A 21,578-nucleotide genomic window follows, 5' to 3' on the forward strand; every position below is an offset into this window, starting at 1 on the left:
TTATTATGAAAAATTTCGTTTGTACAACGTGCGGTGTGCAGTATGCAGCGAGTGTAGATGAACCGGTGAGTTGTCATATTTGTGATGAAGAAAGGCAGTATGTGAATCCGAAAGGGCAGTCTTGGACGACTTTAGAAAATTTGCAAACAGATGATACATATAAAAATGAAATAATCAAAGAGGAAAATGGACTTTATAGTATTACGACAAAACCAGGATTTGCGATCGGTCAAACGGCATTTATAGTGAAAACAGAGTCATATCGTTTACTATGGGACTGCATTACGTATTTAGATGAAACGACAATTGCGAAAATAAAAGAGCTTGGTGGATTAGATGCAATTGCATTGTCTCATCCTCATTATTATTCAACGCAAGTAGAATGGGCAGAGACATTTGATGTACCAATTTATATACATGAAGATGATAAAGAATGGGTGATGCGCCCAAGTAGTCGTATTATTTATTGGTCTGGTGAGTCTTTACAATTAGCGGATGGGATTACTGTACATCGTCTTGGAGGACATTTTAGTGGTGGTTCTGTATTGCATTGGGAAGAAGGTAATGATGGAAAAGGGATTTTGTTAACAGGTGATATTATTCAAGTCGTAGCAGATGAGAAGTGGGTAAGCTTTATGTACAGCTATCCAAACTTAATTCCATTACCAGCGAGAAAAGTGGAAGAAATGGTGAACCGAGTTAAGCCGTTACAGTTTAATCGTTTATACAACGCTTTTCATCGAGTAGTAAAAGAAAATGCAAATGGGGCAGTTGAACGTTCTGCTGAAAGATATATAAAAGCAATAGAAGGAAAGTTGTTTCATACGTAAAAGGAGAGTAGCTTAATGAAAACGTTAGTATGTTTTGGAGATAGTATTACAGCTGATGAAACATTTTTTGATGGAATGCCGAGATTAACACCACGTTTGCAAGAGATGTTTCCGAAATGGAAAGTAGTGAATGCAGGTGTTCCAGGGGATAATACATTCGATGCGTTAAATAGGATTGAAGAAGATGTAATATCATATAAACCAGATTTCGTAACAGTTTTTCTTGGTACGAATGATGCAGTTTCTTTTTCTCAAGTGTCATTACAAGCATATAAAGAAAACTTAGAGAAGATTGTGAACCATATTTCATCAGATAAAGTACTACTGATTAGTCCTGCACCAGTTGATGAAGAAAGACAGCGTAATAGAACAAATAGAGTGCTGGGTCAGTATGCAGACGTGGTGGAGAAAGTGGCGAGGGAAACAGGAAGTTATTTTCTAAACGTATTCGCTGAAATGATTCAAGAACGGGATTATAAAAGATTTGTAGAAAATGATGAAAAAGATGGATTACACTTTGGACCAGAAGGCTATGAGTATGTAGCGAGGTTAATTGGTGAAAAGTTAAAAGGAATTTTATAAGGAGCAAAGCACTTAGTGCTTTGCTTTTTCGTATTTCTTTCGCAGTCCATAAACTTATTGATCGCTGTAATTTGGACAGATATTTTGCTTTTTTATGTGCGTAAAAGGCTAATGCTGTTTTAAAGTAATATAAATTTATTTTTTTAAATTTATATTTCATAGTTGAAAATCAACAAATGTGTAACTATAATGGTTACAGTAAGTTTGTTATTTTGAAATATACACATTGAATTACAAGAATGAAAGGAGTTTTTATGTAAATCAAAAAGTTATAAAAATCTATTAATTTTTATAATAAGATAAAAAGCATTTCGGTTCATACACATTATTAAATATGTTAATTCTAATAGAAAACTAGAGGTGGAAAGATGAAAAATTTTAAAGGTATGTTGATATCATCACTTGCAATTACAACTTTTGCTGGAGTAGGTACGACATTTGTAACAAATACAGTACATGCTGCTAATAACGATTCTAGTAAAATACAAGTTCGTTCTAATAAGAGTATAAACACAACGCCTAGCTCGAGATTGCCTGTATTATCAGTGAATCCTTATGATGATCCTAGATTTTCGAGACAGGGATATCTTGAAGAGGCACCTTTAGGAATTAATGCTCCTTATGCTTGGGGAATTAAAGGAGGAGATGGTCAAGGAGCAACCTTTGTAGATTTGGAAGAAGGCTGGTTATTAAATCATGAAGATTTAGTCGGTCAAAATATTGAATTTATGTCTGGAAAAATGAGTAATGATCTTTCTCACGGTACTTCAGTTCTAGGTGTTGTTTCTGCAGCTGACAATGGGATTGGGAACATTGGGATTGCACCAAAAGCAAAGGCAAAAGTAATTTCAGTGATTCGAGATAATGGGAGAATCGATGTAAGAGATGCTATTTTAAGTGCCGTAGATTCTTTACAGGCTGGAGATGTTTTATTAATAGAAGAATCCTTTAAATATGATGGATATGGAGATGACCCTTTACCAGTAGAAGTATACCCGAGTATATTTAACGCAATTCGCAAAGGTACAGATAAAGGCATTATTATTGTAGAAGCAGCTGGTAATGGTGGGATTGATTTAGATGAATTTAAAGACCGTAATGGTAAACAGATTTTAAATCGAAATAGTCCAGACTTTAAAGATTCAGGAGCTATTATAGTTGGAGCATCTACTGCAAGAGTTCCTCATAAACGTTTAGGTTTCTCTAACTATGGTAGTAGAATTGATGTATATGGTTGGGGAGAGTATGTTGATACATTAGATACATATCAAAATCAAAATAGTAAAGGACAAAAAGTTACAGATCAGAATATAATGAATCGTTATACTTCTAACTTCCGTGGTACTTCTAGCGCTTCGCCTATAATTGCTGGGGCTGCTGTATCAATTCAAGGGATTGCTAAAGAACATTTAGGTAAGGCATATACACCAAAAGAATTGAGAGCAATTTTAAGTAATCCTAATACAGGCACAAAGTCTAATAACCCATCATCTGATAAAATAGGGGTTTTACCAGATTTAAAAGCGATTTTGTCTAACCTTGGATTTCATAGTGATTTGACTACCAATGATCCTATGGTATTTCCAGATAACGTAGAAAAAAATGAAGGAAAAGAAAATTCAACTTTCGTATTTCCAGGTGAAGAAACAAAACGAACCGGGGATAAAAATTCAACTGTAAACTTCCCAGAAGAAGATTTAAAACAGGAGGAAAAAGAAGAGGGATTAATTGTTTTTCCGGATTAATAAAAATACTACCTTCCATTTGGAGGTAGTATTTTTTATTTCGTGTAATTAACAAGAGTGCATGAAATTTGTATTTGTTTATCTTTCATAATGAATTTAACCACAAAATCGAATATTTGACTGTTAATTAACTTTCTCGTCTCAATCAATTACATGAATTAATCTAGAAATGCTTGCTGCAATGCTTTCAGTCCATCGCTGTAGATACCATGAAACAGATTTATTGCCTCTTCAACACTAACCTCAACAGGAGTGAACGTACCAGACCACTCTACTAATGATGTGTTACTTTCAGTACCTTCTTTAACTTGGATTGTAGATAAATAATTAGTGACCGGGAACGGTGCATTCATGATTGAATACATGTAGTAGCGTTCCTTATCATTGAATACTTCTAAGCGTTCTATAATTGTTTCACCCTCTGGATTAGCTAGATGACGTACACGACCGCCTTCGGTTAATTTACTACTAGGTATATAAGGTAACCAGTCTGGAAGGGAGTTGAAACCTCCGATTAATTGCCATACTTGTTCAGGTGATCCAAAAATTTCCATAGATATAGTAGTATATGCCATGTTCATTACGCTCCTTTTCATCCCGGTATTTACGGGTAAATAATCAGTAGGGGATAAACCGCCCCACTGATTAAAGTTTCACTTTATAGGTCCATAACTTATAGTGAGAATGAATTTTATCGTGGATTTTTTATTTAATATATAATTATAAAGTTAAAACTATATACTTTTAATGATTAAATTATATAATAAATATAGAAACGAAAATTTATGAGCAAGGAAGTTGAAAAATATGACATTAACAATGGGCTTTATTGGATTTGGAAAGTCAGCTAACCGCTATCACTTACCTTATGTAAACACACGTAATAATATAAAAATAAAAACGATTTTTGTACGGCAAATAAATGAAAAATTAGCGGCTCCATATGAGGAAAAAGGTGTTTACTTCACTACTGATTTGGATGAATTGTTGAATGACAAAGAAATTCAAGTGGTGACGGTCTGTACGCCAGCACATACGCATTACGAATTAGCGAAAAAAGTTATACTTGCTGGAAAATCAGTTATCGTTGAAAAACCATTTTGCGATACAGTGGAACATGCGAAAGAATTATTAGCTTTAGGACGAGAAAAAGGTGTAGTAGTTATGCCTTATCAAAACCGCCGTTTTGATGGTGATTTTTTAGCTGTGAAGCAAGTAGTTGAACAAGGATTCCTTGGTGATATTATTGAGATTGAATCACATATTGATTATTTCCGTCCTGGTTCAATCACTCATGAAGCTCCAAAAGAAGAAGGTTCATTTTATAGTTTAGGTATTCATACGATGGACCGCATGATTTCACTATTCGGCCGTCCAGATACGGTGACATACGATATTCGTAATAATGAAATGGAAGGTGCGGTTGATAACTATTTCGATGTTGGTTTACATTACGGAAATCAGTTGAAGATTAAGCTGAAAACAAACCATGTCGTAGCAAAAGATTATCCACGCTTTATCGTCCATGGAACAAATGGATCATTTATTAAATACGGTGAAGATCAGCAGGAAAATGATTTGAAAGCGGGGATTATGCCTGAGAGTGCAGGGTTTGGTGAAGATTCACCGATGTACTATGGAGTTGCTAAGTATCGTAATGCAAATGGTGACTGGATTGAAAAACAAATTAAAACGCCACTTGGTGATTACGGTCGTTTCTATGATGCCGCGTATGAAACAATTATAAATGGTGCACCAAAACTTGTGAAAGACGAAGAAGTGGTAACGAATATTGAAATCTTAGAAAATGGATTTGCTGCCCCATCACCTTCAGTTTACAAACTTGAGGCTTTACATTTGAATGAATAGAAGAGAGTTTGCAGTATAAAGGAGGTATGGAAATGGCAAGCGGATCAACACAAGTAAAATACCTCGGCATTTATCAAAAGATTAAACAGCAAATTTTAGACGGTGAATATAAAATCAACGAAAAAATTCCGAGTAGCCCCGTCCTTGCTGAAGAATTTGGTGTTTCAGCCCTTACTATTAAGAAAGCGCTGGATCTATTAGTTAGAGATGGCTACATTATCCGCCGGCGCGGAAGTGGAACAGTGGTGCAAGATTGGCGTCAACAGGAAAAGGCACGAATGATTCAAACTTTAACGGGTACGAAAGCTGTATACGGCAGTGAGGTAGAAAGTAAAATTATCGAGTTTGCGATTGTTGGGGCTGATGAAGTAGTTGCTGAGAAATTGGGAGTTTCAATCGGTGATTTCGTCTATAAAATCATTCGCCTCCGCATCATTCACAGCATTCCGACGATTATGGAGCATACATGGATGCCAATTTCGGTTATCCCAGGTGTTGAGGCTTCTATTTTAGAGGAGTCGATATACTCACATATTCAAAATAAACTTGGTCTTGAAGTAGGGACATCTGTTGTCAGGGTTAAAGGAATTCGCCCAGATGATAGGGGAAAGCAGTTTATGAACTTAACAAATCAGGATTTCCTAATGCGAGTTGAACAAGTAGCTTATTTAACGGATGGACGAACTTTTGAATATTCTTATGCAGATCATCTACCCGAAACCTTTGAGTTTGAAACAGTCATTACTGCAAAAAATTATAAAGAGATATAAAAATCGGTTGAGGCAAGTATTGTCTCAACTGCTCCTATTATAAGTTAATAGAATGAATCCAAGACTTAACATTTGATTTATAGAACTGTAAAGTTTAAAATTACAGTATAGTTTTTAGAAGTGAGTTGTTATCGTCTGTAAAATGTAGATAAATTAAATATTCTCGAATAAATAATATTGCTTGTATTTGATTCTAAACTGTAATTTTTTTTAATACATTTCAATAAACGATGTTTAAAATGTACGTTTCATAACATTAAAGGAGTGAGTTAAATATGGTAATTCTATATACAACAGCAAGCTGTGCCTCATGCCGAAAAGCGAAAGCATGGCTTGAAGAGCATCAAATTGATTATATTGAAAAAAACATCGTATCAAATTCTATGACAGTTGATGAGCTTAAATCAATTCTTCGTTTAACTGAAGAGGGGGCTACTGAAATTATTTCAACTAGATCGAAAACTTTTCAGGACTTAAATATAAATATTGAGGAGCTCTCGCTCAATGAATTTTATACATTAATAATTGAGCATCCACTAATGTTACGTCGCCCAATTATGCTGGACGAGAAAAGATTGCAGATTGGTTTTAATGAGGAAGAAATTCGTAAATTTTTACCACGTAGCGTTCGAACGTTTTTGAACATTGAATTGCAAAAATTGGCCAATTAATAAGTAGTATTTTTTAGAAAAAGTTTTTTGAAAGGAGGAAGCAGAAGATGATTGAAGTATGTGTTACAGTTAATTATAATGATAGAAATTATCAAACAAATGTTATTGTGAGTAAAGATACGATTTGGACAAAAATTGAACAGTTGGCAGAAGAACAAGTGAAGAAACAGTGGAGTGTTTAATTTTATTTTCAACTTAAAAAGCTAAATGAAGTTATCAGATATAGGTGGAACCGGATAGAATATAAGAGAATTAATTTTTTATGGCAAGAAGTATTCTATATGTTTTAACGTTCTAACCTATCTGTAATATTTATGGCTACAGTATGTTAATATATGAAAAACAATATTTTGAATCGTAGGAGGAAAATCATGAACAGCGACTTTACCTTGGCCATTCACAGTTTAACTTATTTAGCTTTACAGCCAGACCGGATGTCAACAAGTAATGCTATTTCAGAAAGTGCAGGTGTACATCCAGTACGTATTCGTAAAGTGCTAAGTTTGTTAAAAAAACATAAATTTATACAATCGAAAGAGGGAACTGGTGGAGGTTTTATTTTCGCTCGCGATTTAGATGAAATTAATCTTTGGCATATTTATCAGATAACCTCTGAAGGTGCTTTGCAGCCGAAGTGTCCGGAATCAAACAATCAGTGTGTTGTAGGTTCGAACATGCGAAAAGTTCTTTTCGCTATTTTCTTAGGTGCTGAAGAACATCTAGGTGAATACTTAAAGAATTATACAATGAAAGAAGTTGTTGACCTTATCAATCAAGAGCGTTAAGGGGGCTTAATTATTATATAGCCGTGAGTTCTTAACACTTAAATGTAATGAAAAATATTACAGTATAATTTGTTTTTATATCTTTTTTATCGTCACAAAAAATATTTATAAGAAGGTGAAACGGTATGATGTCAAATAATAATCATGTTTTAAAAGTAGGAGATTGGGTTCGTGGAATATCAAATGAAGGTGAATTAATAGTTGGTTATATTGTATCACTTGATGATGTGGAGGATATAGTTACAGTTAGTATTGTGAAACGTGACGGCAAGTACACAATAAACGAAGCGATTTTACTCTTTAGTAAACACGTTAACAAACTCCCTGAATCAAAGGTAATAAATAAGGAACAAATCCTTTATCTTATAGATCTTGCATTATTAACAGGGGATGAAGAATGGTTTATCGAGCTTTCTTCAAAATTAAACTCGATAAAAGAGCTAGTTAATGAGGGATTTTAAAATTTAAACTTTTGAGGGTGCACACAATCCGCCTTATGGAGAGGACGCAATTACTTTTCGCATAAAGGGAAACGATGTAAAAACGATTCATTACAAACATAGAGATATTCCTGAAGAAGAGCCGAACAAATTACAATTAAGATGATATTGAATTGATTTGTTTGTGTATTCCTGATAACGATAATTATGTAAATGAGCTGTCCATATGGGGCAGCTTTTTTGTTTTTTGCTCAGTGTAGCTTTTTAAATTGTATATGAATTCAATATTGATAATATATATCCTGAAATTTGGTTTATGTATTTTTGGTTTTTTTCTTTTTACCTACATTAATTATTTATTACAATATCTTTTATGTTTAAAATAAAATTTTTTGATAAAAGTGGATATAAGTGTCTTTATAATAAATCACCTAGAAAGATAATGTATTATTGTATTTTTTTACTAACTAATTCAGCTTTAAGCTATAAAAACAATGGCTACATGCTAACTGTAAAATATTATCTGTATAAAATTATTCCACTTTAATATTTCTGAAAATATAAAAATATTAATTTTATAAATATACACGTTATAATGAGGGCGTCGAGAGAAATTTTATTATCTCTGGAGAAAATATAAAAAATGCGATTCTTAGTAAGAAAGGTGTGTGATTAGAGGCGAAATGTATGTAATGTGCTTCAGTGGCTTGTGTAAGCAATATCATCAGTGCTACCGAAGTTATGAAGGTAATGTATAGAATTGAGAAAGAAATGCCTCGCAAATTAAGAGAGGCCGGTTTAGCTAAAATTACTGTTAAAAGTAAAAAAGAGAAACCATTAAAGTAATACACTGTTATTAGAAATGTTGCAACGTATTTATGAAGTCTATTCTATATTGTTCTCTTAAGGGGTCTTTATATAAAGAGCGGATATTACGAGTAAACTTTTTTGTGAACGCTAACAATTATATTAGGACGCTAATTAGTGAATGTTTCAATTTGGATTCATTATGATGAAGGACATACAATGTGGGGCAACTTGTAAGGAATTCATTTTCCAGAAAGGGAATATTTGTTAGATGCAAAGAGAGATGCAGGAATAGATACAAGGGGGAGTTATTATATGAACGGGAATACTGCAAAGAAAATAGAAGTTCAAGCTGAAAATACCGCACTAAAAAATGAGCAATATGCAGATCCGAAAAAGTGGCATAAGCAGGATACTACATGGGCACTGAGTCTATTTGGAACTGCAATTGGAGCAGGGGTGCTCTTTTTACCGATTAATGCAGGTTCAGGTGGTTTATTATCTTTACTACTAATTACATTACTTGCATATCCAGTTATGTACTACTCACATAGGGCGCTTGCTAAAATGATATACGCTTCTAATTCTGCTGATGAGGGGATCACAGGTACAATTAGAGAGTATTTCGGAAATAAAGCGAGTATCATTTTTAACATCGTATATTTCGGTTCAATTTATACAATCGTGCTAATGTATTCGGTTGCGCTTACAAACACTGCAAGTAGTTTTATCGTGCATCAATTGCACATGCCAGAACCTCCAAGAGCTATTTTATCACTTGTATTAGTTCTTGGTCTTATCGCTATACTGAATTTTGGTCAAGATATTACTGTAAAGGTAATGAGTATGTTAGTGTATCCTTTCATAGTTTCTCTACTTTTTATCGCAATATCTTTAATTCCACAGTGGAATACGTCAATGCTTAGTTTTTCAGCTGTTTCAACTGCTTCAACAGGAACAGGCTATTTTGGGACGATATTGATGATTCTACCAATCATCGTATTCTCATTTAATCATTCACCTATGATTTCATCATTTGTTGTGAAACAGAGAGCTACGTATGGAATCGAAGCCACTGATGCTAAATGTGCGCAAATACAAAAGGTTTGTTATATCATGACATTCGCTGTTGTTATGTTCTTCGTTTGGAGTAGCGCATTGAGCTTGACTCCAGATGATATAAAAATGGCAAAAGAACAAAACTTATCAATACTTTCATATCTTGCTAATGAGCTTAATTCGCCTGTAATCACTATTGCAGCTCCAATTATTGCTTTTGTGGCTATTACAAAGTCTTTCCTTGGCCATTATATCGGAGCATTTGAAGTAATGCGTGACATGATTATTAAGTTTGGTAAATCACGTGGAAAAGATATTGAAGAAAAAACAATTAAGACAGTAATCCTTACTTTTGTTGTATTATCATGCTGGTTTGTTGCTTATACAAATCCAAGTATTCTTGGACTTATTGATTCTCTAAGCGGTCCTTTAGTTGCTGCTATCTTATGTCTATTACCGATGTATGCGATTCAAAAAGTGCCAGTACTAGCTAAATACAAAGGGAAAATGAGCAACGTATTTGTTATTATTGTAGGTGTACTTACTGTCTTAGCAAGTATTAAGTCATTATTCTAATTCATTATTATTCGTATTAGTGTAAAAATAGTTAACATGAAAAACTTTTTGGACAAACTTCTCACATTGGAGAGTTTGTCCTTTTTTAGTCATTCTATCAACTTGCCGACAAACAGCCACCTTCCAGGCAGAAGGTGGCTTGTTTCGGTATTAATTTATTTTAACTATTCACGTCTGAATGGCCTTTTTGGAGCAATTAGCTCTAAATTAGTACCATCTGGATTGGGGAAGTAGGCAACTCCCCTACCAAATCCAGTTTTCTAGCCGTCTTCTTGAAAGATAATTGGTTCGTCATCTGGGTGCTATCCTATGCCCATCAAGCTAACAAAATGGATTGCTTCTGAAACAAAAAATGATTTTTATTACTATAAAAAACGTAAAGTATCTGTTTTTAGAAAAAATTAATTTTTATAAATTGATGGAGATATAACTCAATTCTTTTATATATTTAGTTAAATATGATTGTTAGAATGAACTTAAAGTAATTATGATTTCTAGAAATGCAAACTGATGTTTTGAATTGGTTTAAAGTTGCTGGAACAAAATAAAACCAATTGAGCAAAAAAACTTGCAAAAATAAAAAGAGAGGTGTATATTAATTGATGTATCAATAATTGATATATCAATTAATGTTTTGACAAGAAAGAAAAGGAACATTTTATGAAAGAAATGTTCGTAAATATCAGTGGAGAAGAACGCAAAATACTTATTCATGTTCTATTACAGATGCAAAAAAATGTGGAGAATATTAAAGAATAGAGAGTGTAGGGGGCAGAATAGTGTGGAAATAATTGCAGCTATTTTAGTCGGGATCGTAGCATTAGAACATTTGTTTATCATGATCCTTGAAATGTTTTTTATTGATTCAAAAGTAGCAAAACGTGCTTTCAAATTACCGAAGCATTTAGAAGGAGATCGAAACGTAGCCATTATGTTTGCAAACCAAGGTTTATATAATGGGTTTTTAGCGGCTGGTCTCATTTGGGGACTTGTACTTGGGCTCAATCCAATTGGTTATATGGTCCAATTATTTTTCGTGATTTGTGTGGTGATAGCAGCTATTTTCGGAGGTTTCACATCTAATAAATCAATTATTGTGAAACAAGGACTTCCAGCTGTTTTAGCACTGGTTGCCCTTTTATGTATAATATAGAATCAAATTTTCTCAATAAAAGAAATCATTTTTGAAAAGAATACGCTATTCTTTCTTTAGAATTATAGGAAAGGATGGCGTTTTTTGTATGTTTATTTCTATATGTAGTGAATTATAACTATTCTCTCAAGGGACTCAACTGCTTTTCAGCTTTTGGATATATTTTCATCCATCTTTGTTTCCTCCTATTGTTGGATAGTGTAATAATTGATAAAAATTTTGATGAAATTGGATTATAACGATTGATCAAAAAAGTTAGTGATTAAAAATATTATTCTTTAGTACATACATTTTTAAGATGTTAAATATATTTCATAATAGTCTCTGTAAGATAGGGATAAGTAGAATAGTACTTTTTATAACTTTGAATGTCATTCATAATAGCACCAGTAAGAAGAAAACAAGCTTTACGGTACTACTAGTTACCAAAGATGTTACAGTAGTTTATTTAGAATCAAATTGATTGAAAGGTTGTACTATATGGCCTAATAATTTCGAAAAAATGTCGGTGTGGCATAAAACAATTATGGAGGTTAAAGATATGAGTACTTCAAATTTGAATGAAATAAGTAAACAAATTTTAAAAGAGGAGGAAACACTTCAATTTTCCTCTTTTACAAATGAAGATGCCTTGCAAATAGGTTTATTTATCGTTGAAACAGCGAAGAAAGAGGGGAAATTGATTGCTGTTGATATAACGAAAAATGGTGTGCAATTATTTCATTTCAAGATGACAGGGACAAATGAGGAAAATACGAAATGGATTGAGCGTAAAAAACGAGTCGTTTCCCTACATGATCGTAGCTCGTATTATATGCAGATACAAAGTGAAATAACTGGAATTTCATATAATGAAAAATATCTTTTAGATACTTCGGAATATGCTGCGTTTGGTGGATGCTTTCCTATCAGAATAAAAAACGTAGGGGTTATTGGAATGATAACAGTTTCAGGATTACCACCAGAAGAAGATCATGAATTGGTTATAAGAGCGGTGAAAAATCAGTTGAATCAGTAATGAAAGTATTTTTATACTTTCATATTAGATAATGGAGTATTATAAGCAATTATTAATATGTAAATCCTTATGAGATGTTAATTATTAAATAAGTGACCAGTATGGTTTCTACTACAGTTCGTTAGTAATATTTAGTTAAATTTAAAATGTAAAAAGCCAGGTAATGCATTATTCATGCTACCTGGCTTTTTAACTATCAATTTAAGCTTATTTTCATGTTTGTGTAAATATGAAACAAGCAGGATACATGAATAGAGAATGGGTAAAATAATACCGAATGATGATTAGATTTTATGAATGATGTTATAAGGCTTTTTTTAGGGAAACTGAAGGAAGCAGTGTGTTTAGATTTAGAATGACTGGCAATGGGTGATAGGAAGTTCAATGATTCAAAAATGAACTCATTTAAACGCATATTATCTTTGAGATGTATCCTTTTGAAGAATATTAAAACTTAGGAGGAATGGAATTATGACAAAAGATTTCTATACTGCACTGAAAGAAAGACGTACTTACTATGGAATTAATAAAGAGGTACAAGTATCGGATGAAAAAATTAAAGAAATTGTGGAGTTTGCTGTGAAATATACTCCATCAGCTTTCAATTCTCAAACTGCGCGATTAGTTGTATTATTTGGTGAAGCTCATGATAAATTATGGGATATTACAACTGAAACATTAAGAAAAGTAGTTGGAGATGGAGAATTCTCAGGAACGCAACAAAAAATGGATTCTTTTAAAGCTGGTTATGGAACAGTACTATTCTTTGAAGATGAGGCTATCGTTAAATCGCTTCAAGAAAAATTTGTTGCATATGCTGAAAACTTCCCAATTTGGTCACACCAAGCATCAGGTATGCACCAATTAGTCGTGTGGACAGGTTTAGAAGCAGAGGGATTAGGGGCATCTTTACAACATTATAATCCATTAATTGACGATGAGGTAAAACAAGAATGGAATGTCCCTGCTAATTGGAAACTAATTGCACAAATGCCATTTGGTAATCCAACAGCTGCACCAGGTGAAAAAGAATTCCAACCACTTGAAGAGCGTGTGAAATTTCATAAGTAATATTCGAATGTAATAAAATAGAAATTTAATCAGTGGTGGTCTTACTGTCCGCAAATAGCAGGAGAAGCTAACTGTATTGTAAAAATAAAACTGTTTAGTAATAAAAAAACTTATTCGTTTTTTTATTAATCGAGTATGTATGAATAAAAGATTTTAAAACACTATTTTAATCTGTAAGGTAACAAGGTGATCGTTTTGATCACCTTGCTTTATTTCTTACATTTTATTTATTAAAAAACGCTAGCTTTTCATAAATGCTTGAAAAATTAGCGTTTTAATAATAGGTATCTGTAATTTGACACTTAAAACTATATACGAAAAAGCTTTTATGTTATTCCTCAAGTTCTATCCATTCCTGTGACCATTCTTCTATTCCGCGAATAATAGCTTCTAAAGCAAATCCTTTTTGAGTTAAAGAATATTCTATACGAACTGGTGTCTCAGGAAAGACTTTACGTTCGACAATTCCTTCTAGTTCTAATTCTTTCAATCTTTCTGAAAGTAATCTTCCGCTAACAGGAAGAGAAGATTCAAGCGTACAAAAGCGCTGAGATCCAGAAAAAAGTTGGTAAATAATTAGTGCTGTCCATCGTTGACTAAAAAATTTCATTCCTTTTTCAAAGCGAGGGCATAATGTAGAATCATTCATTTTCCTTCACCTCCTAAAATAAATTATATAACATCTTACTATTAGTAACAAATGTTTTTATAATTAATTACTTGACGTAAATTAATTACAAATGTATACTAACTTACATAAAGTAACTAAGTTGTTTTATGTAACTAAAACTCTTTTCTTTAAATGGCCAAAGTTGTAATGATACATATTGCATATAAGCTGAGAGAAAAAAGAATAGCATCTGTAAAAACACTTACGTTGTGTAAGTTAAACAATAAAAAATATAACAATGGAAGAGAATTTTAGAGATTCTCTATACTAGGAGGTACCTAATGGTTACAACAGATACAATTCATATGTTAGAAGATAAAATTCAATTTATACATCAAGATGGAAAGGATATTTATTTAGTAGGCCCTATCAAATTGCCAATTAATTTATATGGGGAGACTAAAGTTTTTCAATGGTATTCTTGGTTACAATGTAGTGAGGGTACAAATAGTGTAGAAGGGGTTATTGAAAAACTTTCATCTATTAATTTAGCTGATATGCAGCAATCTAGTGTGCTTGTATATGGTGATTTTGAGAATTCTGAAGATGCCCTAATTCGTATGCATAGTATTTGTCACACCGGTGATATCTTTGGTAGTAAACGTTGTGACTGTGGATTCCAATTAAAGCAGTCTTTACAAATGATTACAGAACATGGTTCAGGCGCATTATTTTACTTAGCGAATCATGAAGGAAGAGGAATTGGCTTGTTTAGTAAAGCTATGACGTACCTCTTGCAAGAAAATGGGTTAGATACAGTAGAAGCTAATCTGAACCTAGGTTTTGAAGATGATGTTCGAAACTATGATGATACAATTGAAGTATTAAAAGCGCTACGCTCAAAACCTGTAAAACTTATTACAAATAATCCGAAAAAATTAGAAGCGTTACAAAAAGCTGGATTAAATGTTACGAGTCGTGAACCGTTATGGGGTGATGTCTCAGAGTTTAATGAGAAATATTTGCAAACGAAGATTCAGCGTTCTGGACATTTTGAAGGGGGACACTTACATGCTTGAGCATGAATTGTATATGAAGCTAGCACTAGAAAATGCCAAGGCTATGAAGGGACAAACGACTCCAAATCCATTGGTTGGATCTGTAATTGTAAATGATAACCGAATTGTAGGGGTCGGAGCACATATGAAGGCTGGAGAACCACATGCTGAAATACATGCGATACGTATGGCGGAAGAACAGGCGCGTGGTGGTACAATCTATGTAACTCTTGAACCTTGTTCTCATCATGGAAGAACAGGGCCTTGTGCAGAAGCAATTGTACAAGCAGGAATTAAGAAGGTAGTAGTTGCTACACTTGATCCAAACCCGCTTGTTTCTGGACGTGGAATTAAAATTCTACAAGATGCAGGTATTGAAGTACTTGTAGGAGTGTGTGAAGAAGAATCTAAAAAGATGAATGAAGTCTTTAATAAATATATTTTGACAAAGCGCCCATTTGTAGCGATTAAATCAGGAGTTACATTAGATGGGAAAATTGCTACTTCTTTATCGGATAGTAAGTGGATCACATCTACAGAAGCGAGACAGGAAGTACACCAAATACGAAATGAAAATGCAGCCATTTTAGTAGGAGCAAATACTGTACAAGAGGATAATCCATCATTGACAACGCGTATTCCAAATGGGCGAAATCCAATTCGAGTAATATTGGACTCAACATTACGCATACCAATGGAAGCTAAGGTTATTACAGATGGAGAAGCTCCTACCTGGATATTTACAACAAGTAATCATGCAGCGGAAAAAAAGAAAGCATTAGAAAATGCAGGAGTCAAAGTATTTGTTACTAGCGGAGAAAAGCATATAAACTTATATGAAATGCTTGATGTTTTAGGGGAAAAAGGAGTTTCCTCCCTGCTTATTGAAGGTGGTGGAGAGGTAAATGCTTCGTTTATTGAAAATAAATTAATAGATAAACTGATTTTATATATTGCACCTAAAATGATTGGGGGTAGAATGGCGCCTAGCTTTGTAGAGGGGGCTGGTATTACTAAAATGCAAGATGCAATTGAATTTAAGGATATATCATTTACCCAGGTTGGAAAAGATTATAGATTTATTGGTTACCCAGAATATCAGAAAGGTGAGAAATAAGGAGAATAAAAACTACTTATATTTTCCGATAAATGGATTGCAGAAAGGAGCGATGAAGAGTGAAGTTTGGATTTGATATCGATGATACGTTAATTGATTTAAGGCAGCATGCTTTTCATTTATATAATAAAAAATTAAACAAAAAAGTAGGATTGGATGTATTTCATTCTTTAAAAACAATTGAAATTCATGAAGCATTTGGCATGACTTCGGAGGAAGGTAGTCATATGTGGAATAGTTTGCTGGATGAGATTTATTATACTTCTTGTTCACCGTTTCCATATGCAGTAGAGACATTGCAAGAATTAGAAAGACAGGGACATGAAATATACTATATAACAGCGCGACCTAAAGAGCATGGAGAGCAAACAAAAAAATGGTTAATAGAAAAAGGTTTTCCGGTACATGAAGATCGCTTTTTCTATGGAATGAAGGATGAAGAAAAAATACACTTCATACAAGAAATAAAATTAAACTATTTCTTTGATGATAAGCCGGCAGTCTTAGAAACGTTAATAGGAAAACCGATAAATGTGTATGCAAAAAATACTTCTTACAATCAACATCTCAATATCCCGCGAATTACAAGTTGGACGGAGTTAGGAAATATTATAAAGAAAGAAATGCGAGGATTTAACTGGAAAATCAAATAGAGCCAAGAGCATATTGAGTGTTACAATTTTAGAGGAAAGACATAGGTGTTATGTCTTTCCTTATTTTTTTAATACTATCGTTTTTATTAGTGTGATGTGCTAGAAGTACTTCTAATAGAGAGGAAATAGAAAAATGAGCAATAAGAAAAATATTTTTAAGCTAGTCTTGTATGGAAGTATAATTTATATATCAATGATAGGTTCCCCTGGTGCCACAATATTTGTGGATATTTTGGATGAGAAGTTCAAGATTTAATGGGGTGTGCTCATAATCATGAATTTTTGGATTCTTATTATAAAATACATTATTTAAACTATATATTAGAATGAAAAAATATGAAATTGGAATTATTAAGAAACAGTAAGGTTGGTACAAAACTAAACATATTAATAACGATATCAAGTATTGCATGTATAGTATTATCCCTAATAGGGTTTTGGGGATTAGAAAGAGGGAAAAGTACTTCCTCTAATATGTATGAGGATAATTTACTACCAATTGAGTGGATTGGGATTGTAGAATCTAATTTTTATCACGTTAATATGAACTTTATGGAAATAATGTTATCAAAAGATGAAAAAAGAATGAACGAATTAATAAGAGAAATGGATGGAATTCGTAAAGAAAATGATCATCTTTTAAAGCAGTTTGAGGCTAAACTTATTTCTACTAAAGAAAAAGAATTATATAACACGTTTCATGAAACATTTAATGAATTAAGGACTCAAATGAAGAAAGCACAAGAATTAGGAAAATCTAATAATGAAGAAGTATATGCATATTACCTAAAAGAGATTGAACCTAATATGCAAAAATCAATAAAATCAATTTGTGAATTGATTTTATATAATAGTAATAATGCAGAGCTTTTACAGAAGGAAAATAATAATAGTGCTCAAAATACAATGATAATGTTTGTTAGTATTTCGATTTTAGCAATTTTAATAATTATATTAATTGGATATATTATTAAATTAACTATCCGAAAACCACTTGCATTACTACAAAATGATATGGAGAAAGTAGCAGCTGGAGATTTAACAACACGTACTCCTTATAAAGCAAATAATGAATTAGGGCATATTGTTCAGTCTTTTAATAGTATGTTAGATAACCTTCAACAATTAATTGAGAATGTTAAGATGACAACACAAGAGGTTATTTTTCCTACGGAGGGCGTAGTACAAGATACAAATCGAGCGTCTAGTATTTCAAATGAGGTTGTACAGACTGTTCTAGAAGTAAAAACAAAAATAGAAGGACAGGTAACTAGTATTCAGGAGAGCCCATCCTCAATGGAAGAAATTACAACCGGGGTGCAAACTGTAGCTGAATCTTCAGCAGTAGTCGCTGAGGTAGCAGTAACGACTACAGAACGAATAAATATCGGTAGTGAAGTGATAAATCACTCTATTCTTCAAATGAATAGTGTGCATGATGTTGTCGAGGAAACATCAAAAGTAATAAATAAACTTGTTACACGTACACAACAGATTGATACAGCTCTCGCTGCAATTACTAATATTGCCGAACAAACGAACCTTCTTGCCTTAAATGCCGCTATTGAAGTGGCACGTGCTGGAGAGAATGGGAAAGGATTTGCAGTGGTTGCCGCAGAAGTTCGAGACTTGGCTGAGCAATCTAAAGAATCTGCAAAAGAAGTTAATCATTTAATAAAATCGATTCAAAAAGATACCCAAGATACAGTTAATGTCATGCAAAAAGGACAACAAAAGGCAGTAGAAGGAAAAGAAGCTGCTTAAGATTACAGGTCAAATTCAAGAAGTATCCGCAGCGACAGAAGAGATGTCTGCTGGTACAGAAGAAGTAAATGCTTCTCTTTCGCTAGTTTCTGAAACTGCTACGGATGTGAAAAAGGAGACTCTTCAAACAGTAAATTCAATTCAATCACAGGCCGTATCAATTGAACAAATATCAATCCAATCCAACAAAATGAAAGAAAAGGTGGAAGAATTAACGGAATTGGTTTCAAAATTTAATATTACAGAACAAAAAGGATGAGTAAATCATAAAAGTTTACGTATGGCTATTAGCCTAAAAATAATTGATTTTTTACGATTAAAAAGATTTTAGTAATTAATTCAATTACAAGTGTAATAACATGTATAAAAAACATGAAGACTTAAGAGTCTTCGTGTTTTTTTATTGAATAATGTCTGAAAAAATATTGATAATTATACGATATTTTGGAACTTATCACAAAATATTCATATATGCAAAATTACATACGTTTAATGATTGATAATCACGAGTTAATGTAACTATAATAATTACACTGATAAGTAACTTATTGACGACAGTTATAAGTGAAGAAGGAGGGTTTTATTGTATTTTGTATATAAAAAATAGAGAAGGAGATATGTAAATGAAAAGGTTACTTGTTATAGGCATAATGTATACAATGTTTTTCCTCATAGGAAATATACACTTACATGCTGATGAACGGACAAATGTAAAAGAAATTACTAGTTTAGAAGAGCCTACTTGGATATTTCAGGCGGGCATAAGTAAGGGGAAATATCACGATCGACAAGATTTAGGGCTTATTTTGCAGAGAAATACACCACTAAAGGTAAGACAAACGAATCCTAATTTTAAAGACAAATTAACATTACGTTTATTGTCTAATGACTCAAAAAATGAAAAATCCATACAAGTAGGAAATGAATGGGTTACCATTCAAGGTGATACGCCTTTAGTTCCTTTCATAGATACTCCGTATGGTGAAGAGCATGCTGTACTTGAGTACCAAGTAGGGAATGAAAGTGCTACTAAGCCTCTTCCCATTTATAAACAACAAGAAAGTGTATCTCAATTTTTTAGTACATGGGATCAATTTGATGGAGAGTATGCGTTAATTCAAGGGGAGAGTTTTCAATTATTTGTACCTAAAAAAGATAAAGAGTTAGTAAGATCTTTAAAAGATTTTCAATCGTTGGATGAGTTAATTGCGTATTATGAAGATATTTTTGCGATGTATGATTCAATTATTGGTTTAGATGGTTCAGCGTTTGAAAATAAAAAAAGTCAAAATCGTTATTTTTTAAAAGCAGATATATCTGGTGCTGGCGGTGCTTATTATGGCACAAATTGGACAGCGAATAGTTCAGATAGTACAAAAATGTGGTTAGATAAACTGAGTTGGGGAACTTTACATGAAATCGCTCATGGATACCAAGCTGGTTTTGATAATCAAGGAATATTTACAGGAGAAGTTTCTAATAATCTATTTGGTGTTCAATATCAATATAGTAAATACGGCAAAAAAGCAGATCAAGTTGGTTGGTTGTTTAATTTCGGGAAAAAGGAACAGGTAGAACGGAATTTATATAATGCTTTAATGAAAGAAAATAAAAATTATGATGATTTAGATTTACGACAAAAACTTATTCTTTTAACGATGGCGAAACAAAAAGCTGGCGATGAAGCTTTTGCAAAAATGTATCAAGGTTATCGAAAACTAGCTAGCAATGCTGCTTTCAAAAAAGATGACCATTCTTTACCAGATTTGATGAATGAGTATTATAGTGAGAATGGAGGAGTTGATTTTACACCTGTATTTGAAAGATGGGGCTTTAAGCTTAATCATAAACAAATAGAGATGAATAGGGCGAAAGGTTTTCCGGCTGTTACTTCTTTAGCTTATATAGTGCCTGAATCACAATTAGCTAAAGCAAGAGCACTAGTTGATTCTGAGATTCTTATAAACTCTAACTTTGAAATAGTTACAAATCAGCAAATTGCTTCACTTGGGCTAAAAGGGAATTTGCATATCCATTTAAATACAAATGAAATAGATACATTGAAAGGAGGAAAAATTAAATTAAAAGAAGGGAATATAGTTATTCAAGAGAAAACAATCGAAACAACAGATATCAATTTACAAGATGTACCAAATGGGGTTTATACAGTTGAGATTTCAGGTGGAAAAACAGATGTTATGTATCATTTCAGTTCGTATTATGCCTATGTAAAAGAAAAAGATAATAGTCTAACTATTGATGTTAACGAAATGAAAGTGGGCAAGTTGGTAAATCAAACGATCCAATTCCTAGGGTTAGGAGATGACCAATTTGCTGAATTAAATACGGATTTAGAGCAAAAGCGAGCTGTTTTTACGGTTACTACTAAAACGCCTCATAGCTATTATGCAGGTGAAAAATATGCATCGATAGAGGTCTTTAATGAAAAAGGTGAAAAAATTTATACGAAGGAAATGGAAGGAACAAATGTAATAATTGTAAAAGATATCATTCCACTAAAAGAGGGATATAGAATTAAAATCTATCATGATGAAATAAAAAAACGATTAACTAGTAAAGCTACTATTATTAATCCTATGAATAAAACGAATGAATTTATAATAACAAAATGGGGATTGAAAAATACTTCTTTGCAAAATAATCCAGAAGAAAATCTTATACAAAGAATTGATGAAGAAATGGAAGCGATTATAGGTAATCAGTTTTTAAAAGAGATACCAATGCAAAAATTAGAAATGAAAAAGAATGTGTGGATGGCAATAAATATGTTATCAGAACCACAAAAAATAACGTATATGAATAAATATAAAGATAGCTTATATAATGAGTAATTTTTGAGAAATGAATTGAATCTAAAAAAGTAGCAAACCAATCTATTAACCTATATATGGAGAGGTATGTAAAAACGATTGGCTATAGTTAAAATTTTTTATCTATGCTTAAAATTCTAAAATACATTTTTTAAATTTGATAATACGA

At 32.7% G+C, this 21,578-nt stretch carries 19 protein-coding genes and 3 pseudogenes; 19 read left to right on the forward strand and 3 right to left on the reverse strand.

Annotated features, from left to right (window positions below; genetic code table 11):
- The first annotated feature begins 5 nt into the window (after positions 1-5).
- The 3 genes from ACTFRH_RS11990 to ACTFRH_RS12000 all read left to right on the forward strand — a co-directional run bounded on the left by ACTFRH_RS11990 (position 6) and on the right by ACTFRH_RS12000 (position 3,157).
- Positions 6-830, forward strand: coding sequence for an MBL fold metallo-hydrolase (locus tag ACTFRH_RS11990; protein ID WP_000788155.1), 825 nt, complete (start codon positions 6-8; stop codon positions 828-830).
- 15 nt (positions 831-845) lie between these two features.
- Complete coding sequence (locus ACTFRH_RS11995; RefSeq protein ID WP_000855201.1) at positions 846-1,412, forward strand: SGNH/GDSL hydrolase family protein; 567 nt, start codon at positions 846-848, stop codon at positions 1,410-1,412.
- A 368-nt stretch (positions 1,413-1,780) separates the two neighbouring features.
- A complete protein-coding gene (locus tag ACTFRH_RS12000; protein WP_000787688.1) occupies positions 1,781-3,157 on the forward strand; it encodes a S8 family peptidase in 1,377 nt (458 codons plus the stop codon).
- A 158-nt stretch (positions 3,158-3,315) separates the two neighbouring features.
- Here the strand turns inward: ACTFRH_RS12000 and ACTFRH_RS12005 are convergent, their stop codons facing one another.
- Entirely contained in the window at positions 3,316-3,732 is a 417-nt protein-coding gene (locus ACTFRH_RS12005; protein WP_000332042.1) for an SRPBCC family protein, read from the reverse strand.
- A gap of 232 nt (positions 3,733-3,964) precedes the next feature.
- Between ACTFRH_RS12005 and ACTFRH_RS12010 the strand changes: the two genes are divergently transcribed.
- The 8 genes and pseudogenes from ACTFRH_RS12010 to ACTFRH_RS12045 all read left to right on the forward strand — a co-directional run bounded on the left by ACTFRH_RS12010 (position 3,965) and on the right by ACTFRH_RS12045 (position 10,134).
- A complete protein-coding gene (locus ACTFRH_RS12010) occupies positions 3,965-5,026 on the forward strand; it encodes an oxidoreductase (protein WP_000176634.1) in 1,062 nt (353 codons plus the stop codon).
- A 32-nt stretch (positions 5,027-5,058) separates the two neighbouring features.
- The gene (locus ACTFRH_RS12015; RefSeq protein WP_000146277.1) at positions 5,059-5,796 is read left to right on the forward strand and encodes a GntR family transcriptional regulator; all 738 of its coding nucleotides are present in this window, start codon (positions 5,059-5,061) and stop codon (positions 5,794-5,796) included.
- Positions 5,797-6,071: 275 nt separating this feature from the next.
- Positions 6,072-6,467, forward strand: a complete 396-nt coding sequence (gene spxA, locus ACTFRH_RS12020; RefSeq protein WP_000236190.1) for a transcriptional regulator SpxA — start codon at positions 6,072-6,074, stop codon at positions 6,465-6,467.
- A 47-nt stretch (positions 6,468-6,514) separates the two neighbouring features.
- Positions 6,515-6,649 carry a BA3454 family stress response protein gene (locus tag ACTFRH_RS12025; protein WP_000573530.1) on the forward strand — a complete coding sequence of 45 codons (135 nt, stop codon included), beginning with the start codon at positions 6,515-6,517 and terminating at the stop codon, positions 6,647-6,649.
- 189 nt (positions 6,650-6,838) lie between these two features.
- Positions 6,839-7,252: an Rrf2-family transcriptional regulator SaiR gene (saiR, locus tag ACTFRH_RS12030; protein ID WP_001083465.1), complete on the forward strand. Its 414-nt coding sequence runs from the start codon at positions 6,839-6,841 to the stop codon at positions 7,250-7,252.
- A gap of 125 nt (positions 7,253-7,377) precedes the next feature.
- Positions 7,378-7,713, forward strand: a complete 336-nt coding sequence (locus tag ACTFRH_RS12035; protein WP_000987461.1) for an IDEAL domain-containing protein — start codon at positions 7,378-7,380, stop codon at positions 7,711-7,713.
- 7 nt (positions 7,714-7,720) lie between these two features.
- Positions 7,721-7,858 (forward strand): annotated as a pseudogene (locus ACTFRH_RS12040) (DUF3888 domain-containing protein); the annotation flags it as partial.
- Between the two features lie 956 nt (positions 7,859-8,814).
- A complete protein-coding gene (locus ACTFRH_RS12045; protein ID WP_001014169.1) occupies positions 8,815-10,134 on the forward strand; it encodes an aromatic amino acid transport family protein in 1,320 nt (439 codons plus the stop codon).
- Positions 10,135-10,298: 164 nt separating this feature from the next.
- On the opposite strand, the pseudogene ACTFRH_RS12050 reads toward ACTFRH_RS12045, so the two are convergent.
- Positions 10,299-10,433, reverse strand: a pseudogene (locus ACTFRH_RS12050) (VOC family protein); the annotation flags it as partial.
- Positions 10,434-10,915: 482 nt separating this feature from the next.
- Between ACTFRH_RS12050 and ACTFRH_RS12055 the strand changes: the two are divergent.
- The 3 genes from ACTFRH_RS12055 (at position 10,916) to ACTFRH_RS12065 (ending at position 13,376) form a co-directional block, all read left to right on the forward strand.
- The gene (locus ACTFRH_RS12055; RefSeq protein ID WP_000402471.1) at positions 10,916-11,287 is read left to right on the forward strand and encodes a DUF1304 domain-containing protein; all 372 of its coding nucleotides are present in this window, start codon (positions 10,916-10,918) and stop codon (positions 11,285-11,287) included.
- A 502-nt stretch (positions 11,288-11,789) separates the two neighbouring features.
- Positions 11,790-12,305 carry a heme-degrading domain-containing protein gene (locus ACTFRH_RS12060; protein WP_116777641.1) on the forward strand — a complete coding sequence of 172 codons (516 nt, stop codon included), beginning with the start codon at positions 11,790-11,792 and terminating at the stop codon, positions 12,303-12,305.
- 471 nt (positions 12,306-12,776) lie between these two features.
- Positions 12,777-13,376, forward strand: coding sequence for a nitroreductase family protein (locus tag ACTFRH_RS12065; protein WP_000158943.1), 600 nt, complete (start codon positions 12,777-12,779; stop codon positions 13,374-13,376).
- A 331-nt stretch (positions 13,377-13,707) separates the two neighbouring features.
- Here the strand turns inward: ACTFRH_RS12065 and ACTFRH_RS12070 are convergent, their stop codons facing one another.
- Positions 13,708-14,025: a winged helix-turn-helix transcriptional regulator gene (locus ACTFRH_RS12070; protein WP_001000104.1), complete on the reverse strand. Its 318-nt coding sequence runs from the start codon at positions 14,023-14,025 to the stop codon at positions 13,708-13,710.
- A gap of 302 nt (positions 14,026-14,327) precedes the next feature.
- On the opposite strand from ACTFRH_RS12070, the gene ACTFRH_RS12075 reads away from it, so the two are divergent.
- The 5 genes and pseudogenes from ACTFRH_RS12075 to ACTFRH_RS12095 all read left to right on the forward strand — a co-directional run bounded on the left by ACTFRH_RS12075 (position 14,328) and on the right by ACTFRH_RS12095 (position 21,430).
- A complete protein-coding gene (locus ACTFRH_RS12075) occupies positions 14,328-15,065 on the forward strand; it encodes a GTP cyclohydrolase II (protein ID WP_000258861.1) in 738 nt (245 codons plus the stop codon).
- Positions 15,058-16,161, forward strand: a complete 1,104-nt coding sequence (ribD, locus tag ACTFRH_RS12080) for a bifunctional diaminohydroxyphosphoribosylaminopyrimidine deaminase/5-amino-6-(5-phosphoribosylamino)uracil reductase RibD (RefSeq protein ID WP_000889423.1) — start codon at positions 15,058-15,060, stop codon at positions 16,159-16,161. The genes ACTFRH_RS12075 and ribD overlap by 8 nt, the downstream gene beginning before the upstream one ends.
- Before the next feature lie 59 nt (positions 16,162-16,220).
- The gene (locus tag ACTFRH_RS12085; protein WP_000668228.1) at positions 16,221-16,814 is read left to right on the forward strand and encodes a 5' nucleotidase, NT5C type; all 594 of its coding nucleotides are present in this window, start codon (positions 16,221-16,223) and stop codon (positions 16,812-16,814) included.
- 342 nt (positions 16,815-17,156) lie between these two features.
- Positions 17,157-18,837 (forward strand): annotated as a pseudogene (locus tag ACTFRH_RS12090) (methyl-accepting chemotaxis protein).
- Between the two features lie 364 nt (positions 18,838-19,201).
- The gene (locus tag ACTFRH_RS12095) at positions 19,202-21,430 is read left to right on the forward strand and encodes a putative mucin/carbohydrate-binding domain-containing protein (RefSeq protein WP_000826240.1); all 2,229 of its coding nucleotides are present in this window, start codon (positions 19,202-19,204) and stop codon (positions 21,428-21,430) included.
- Positions 21,431-21,578: the final 148 nt, after the last annotated feature.

Source organism: Bacillus cereus group sp. MYBK216-1, assembly GCF_051916495.1.
GTDB classification, from domain to species: domain Bacteria; phylum Bacillota; class Bacilli; order Bacillales; family Bacillaceae_G; genus Bacillus_A; species Bacillus_A thuringiensis_K.

Bases quoted from the DNA above. Each gene is read 5' to 3' on its own strand.
- ACTFRH_RS11990 (WP_000788155.1), top strand. From the start codon at position 6: ATGAAAAATTTCGTTTGTACAACGTGCGGTGTGCAGTATGCAGCGAGT.
- ACTFRH_RS11995 (WP_000855201.1), top strand. From the start codon at position 846: ATGAAAACGTTAGTATGTTTTGGAGATAGTATTACAGCTGATGAAACA.
- ACTFRH_RS12000 (WP_000787688.1), top strand. From the start codon at position 1,781: ATGAAAAATTTTAAAGGTATGTTGATATCATCACTTGCAATTACAACT.
- ACTFRH_RS12005 (WP_000332042.1), bottom strand. From the start codon at position 3,732: ATGGCATATACTACTATATCTATGGAAATTTTTGGATCACCTGAACAA.
- ACTFRH_RS12010 (WP_000176634.1), top strand. From the start codon at position 3,965: ATGACATTAACAATGGGCTTTATTGGATTTGGAAAGTCAGCTAACCGC.
- ACTFRH_RS12015 (WP_000146277.1), top strand. From the start codon at position 5,059: ATGGCAAGCGGATCAACACAAGTAAAATACCTCGGCATTTATCAAAAG.
- spxA (WP_000236190.1), top strand. From the start codon at position 6,072: ATGGTAATTCTATATACAACAGCAAGCTGTGCCTCATGCCGAAAAGCG.
- ACTFRH_RS12025 (WP_000573530.1), top strand. From the start codon at position 6,515: ATGATTGAAGTATGTGTTACAGTTAATTATAATGATAGAAATTATCAA.
- saiR (WP_001083465.1), top strand. From the start codon at position 6,839: ATGAACAGCGACTTTACCTTGGCCATTCACAGTTTAACTTATTTAGCT.
- ACTFRH_RS12035 (WP_000987461.1), top strand. From the start codon at position 7,378: ATGATGTCAAATAATAATCATGTTTTAAAAGTAGGAGATTGGGTTCGT.
- ACTFRH_RS12045 (WP_001014169.1), top strand. From the start codon at position 8,815: ATGAACGGGAATACTGCAAAGAAAATAGAAGTTCAAGCTGAAAATACC.
- ACTFRH_RS12060 (WP_116777641.1), top strand. From the start codon at position 11,790: ATGTCGGTGTGGCATAAAACAATTATGGAGGTTAAAGATATGAGTACT.
- ACTFRH_RS12065 (WP_000158943.1), top strand. From the start codon at position 12,777: ATGACAAAAGATTTCTATACTGCACTGAAAGAAAGACGTACTTACTAT.
- ACTFRH_RS12070 (WP_001000104.1), bottom strand. From the start codon at position 14,025: ATGAATGATTCTACATTATGCCCTCGCTTTGAAAAAGGAATGAAATTT.
- ACTFRH_RS12075 (WP_000258861.1), top strand. From the start codon at position 14,328: ATGGTTACAACAGATACAATTCATATGTTAGAAGATAAAATTCAATTT.
- ribD (WP_000889423.1), top strand. From the start codon at position 15,058: ATGCTTGAGCATGAATTGTATATGAAGCTAGCACTAGAAAATGCCAAG.
- ACTFRH_RS12095 (WP_000826240.1), top strand. From the start codon at position 19,202: ATGAAAAGGTTACTTGTTATAGGCATAATGTATACAATGTTTTTCCTC.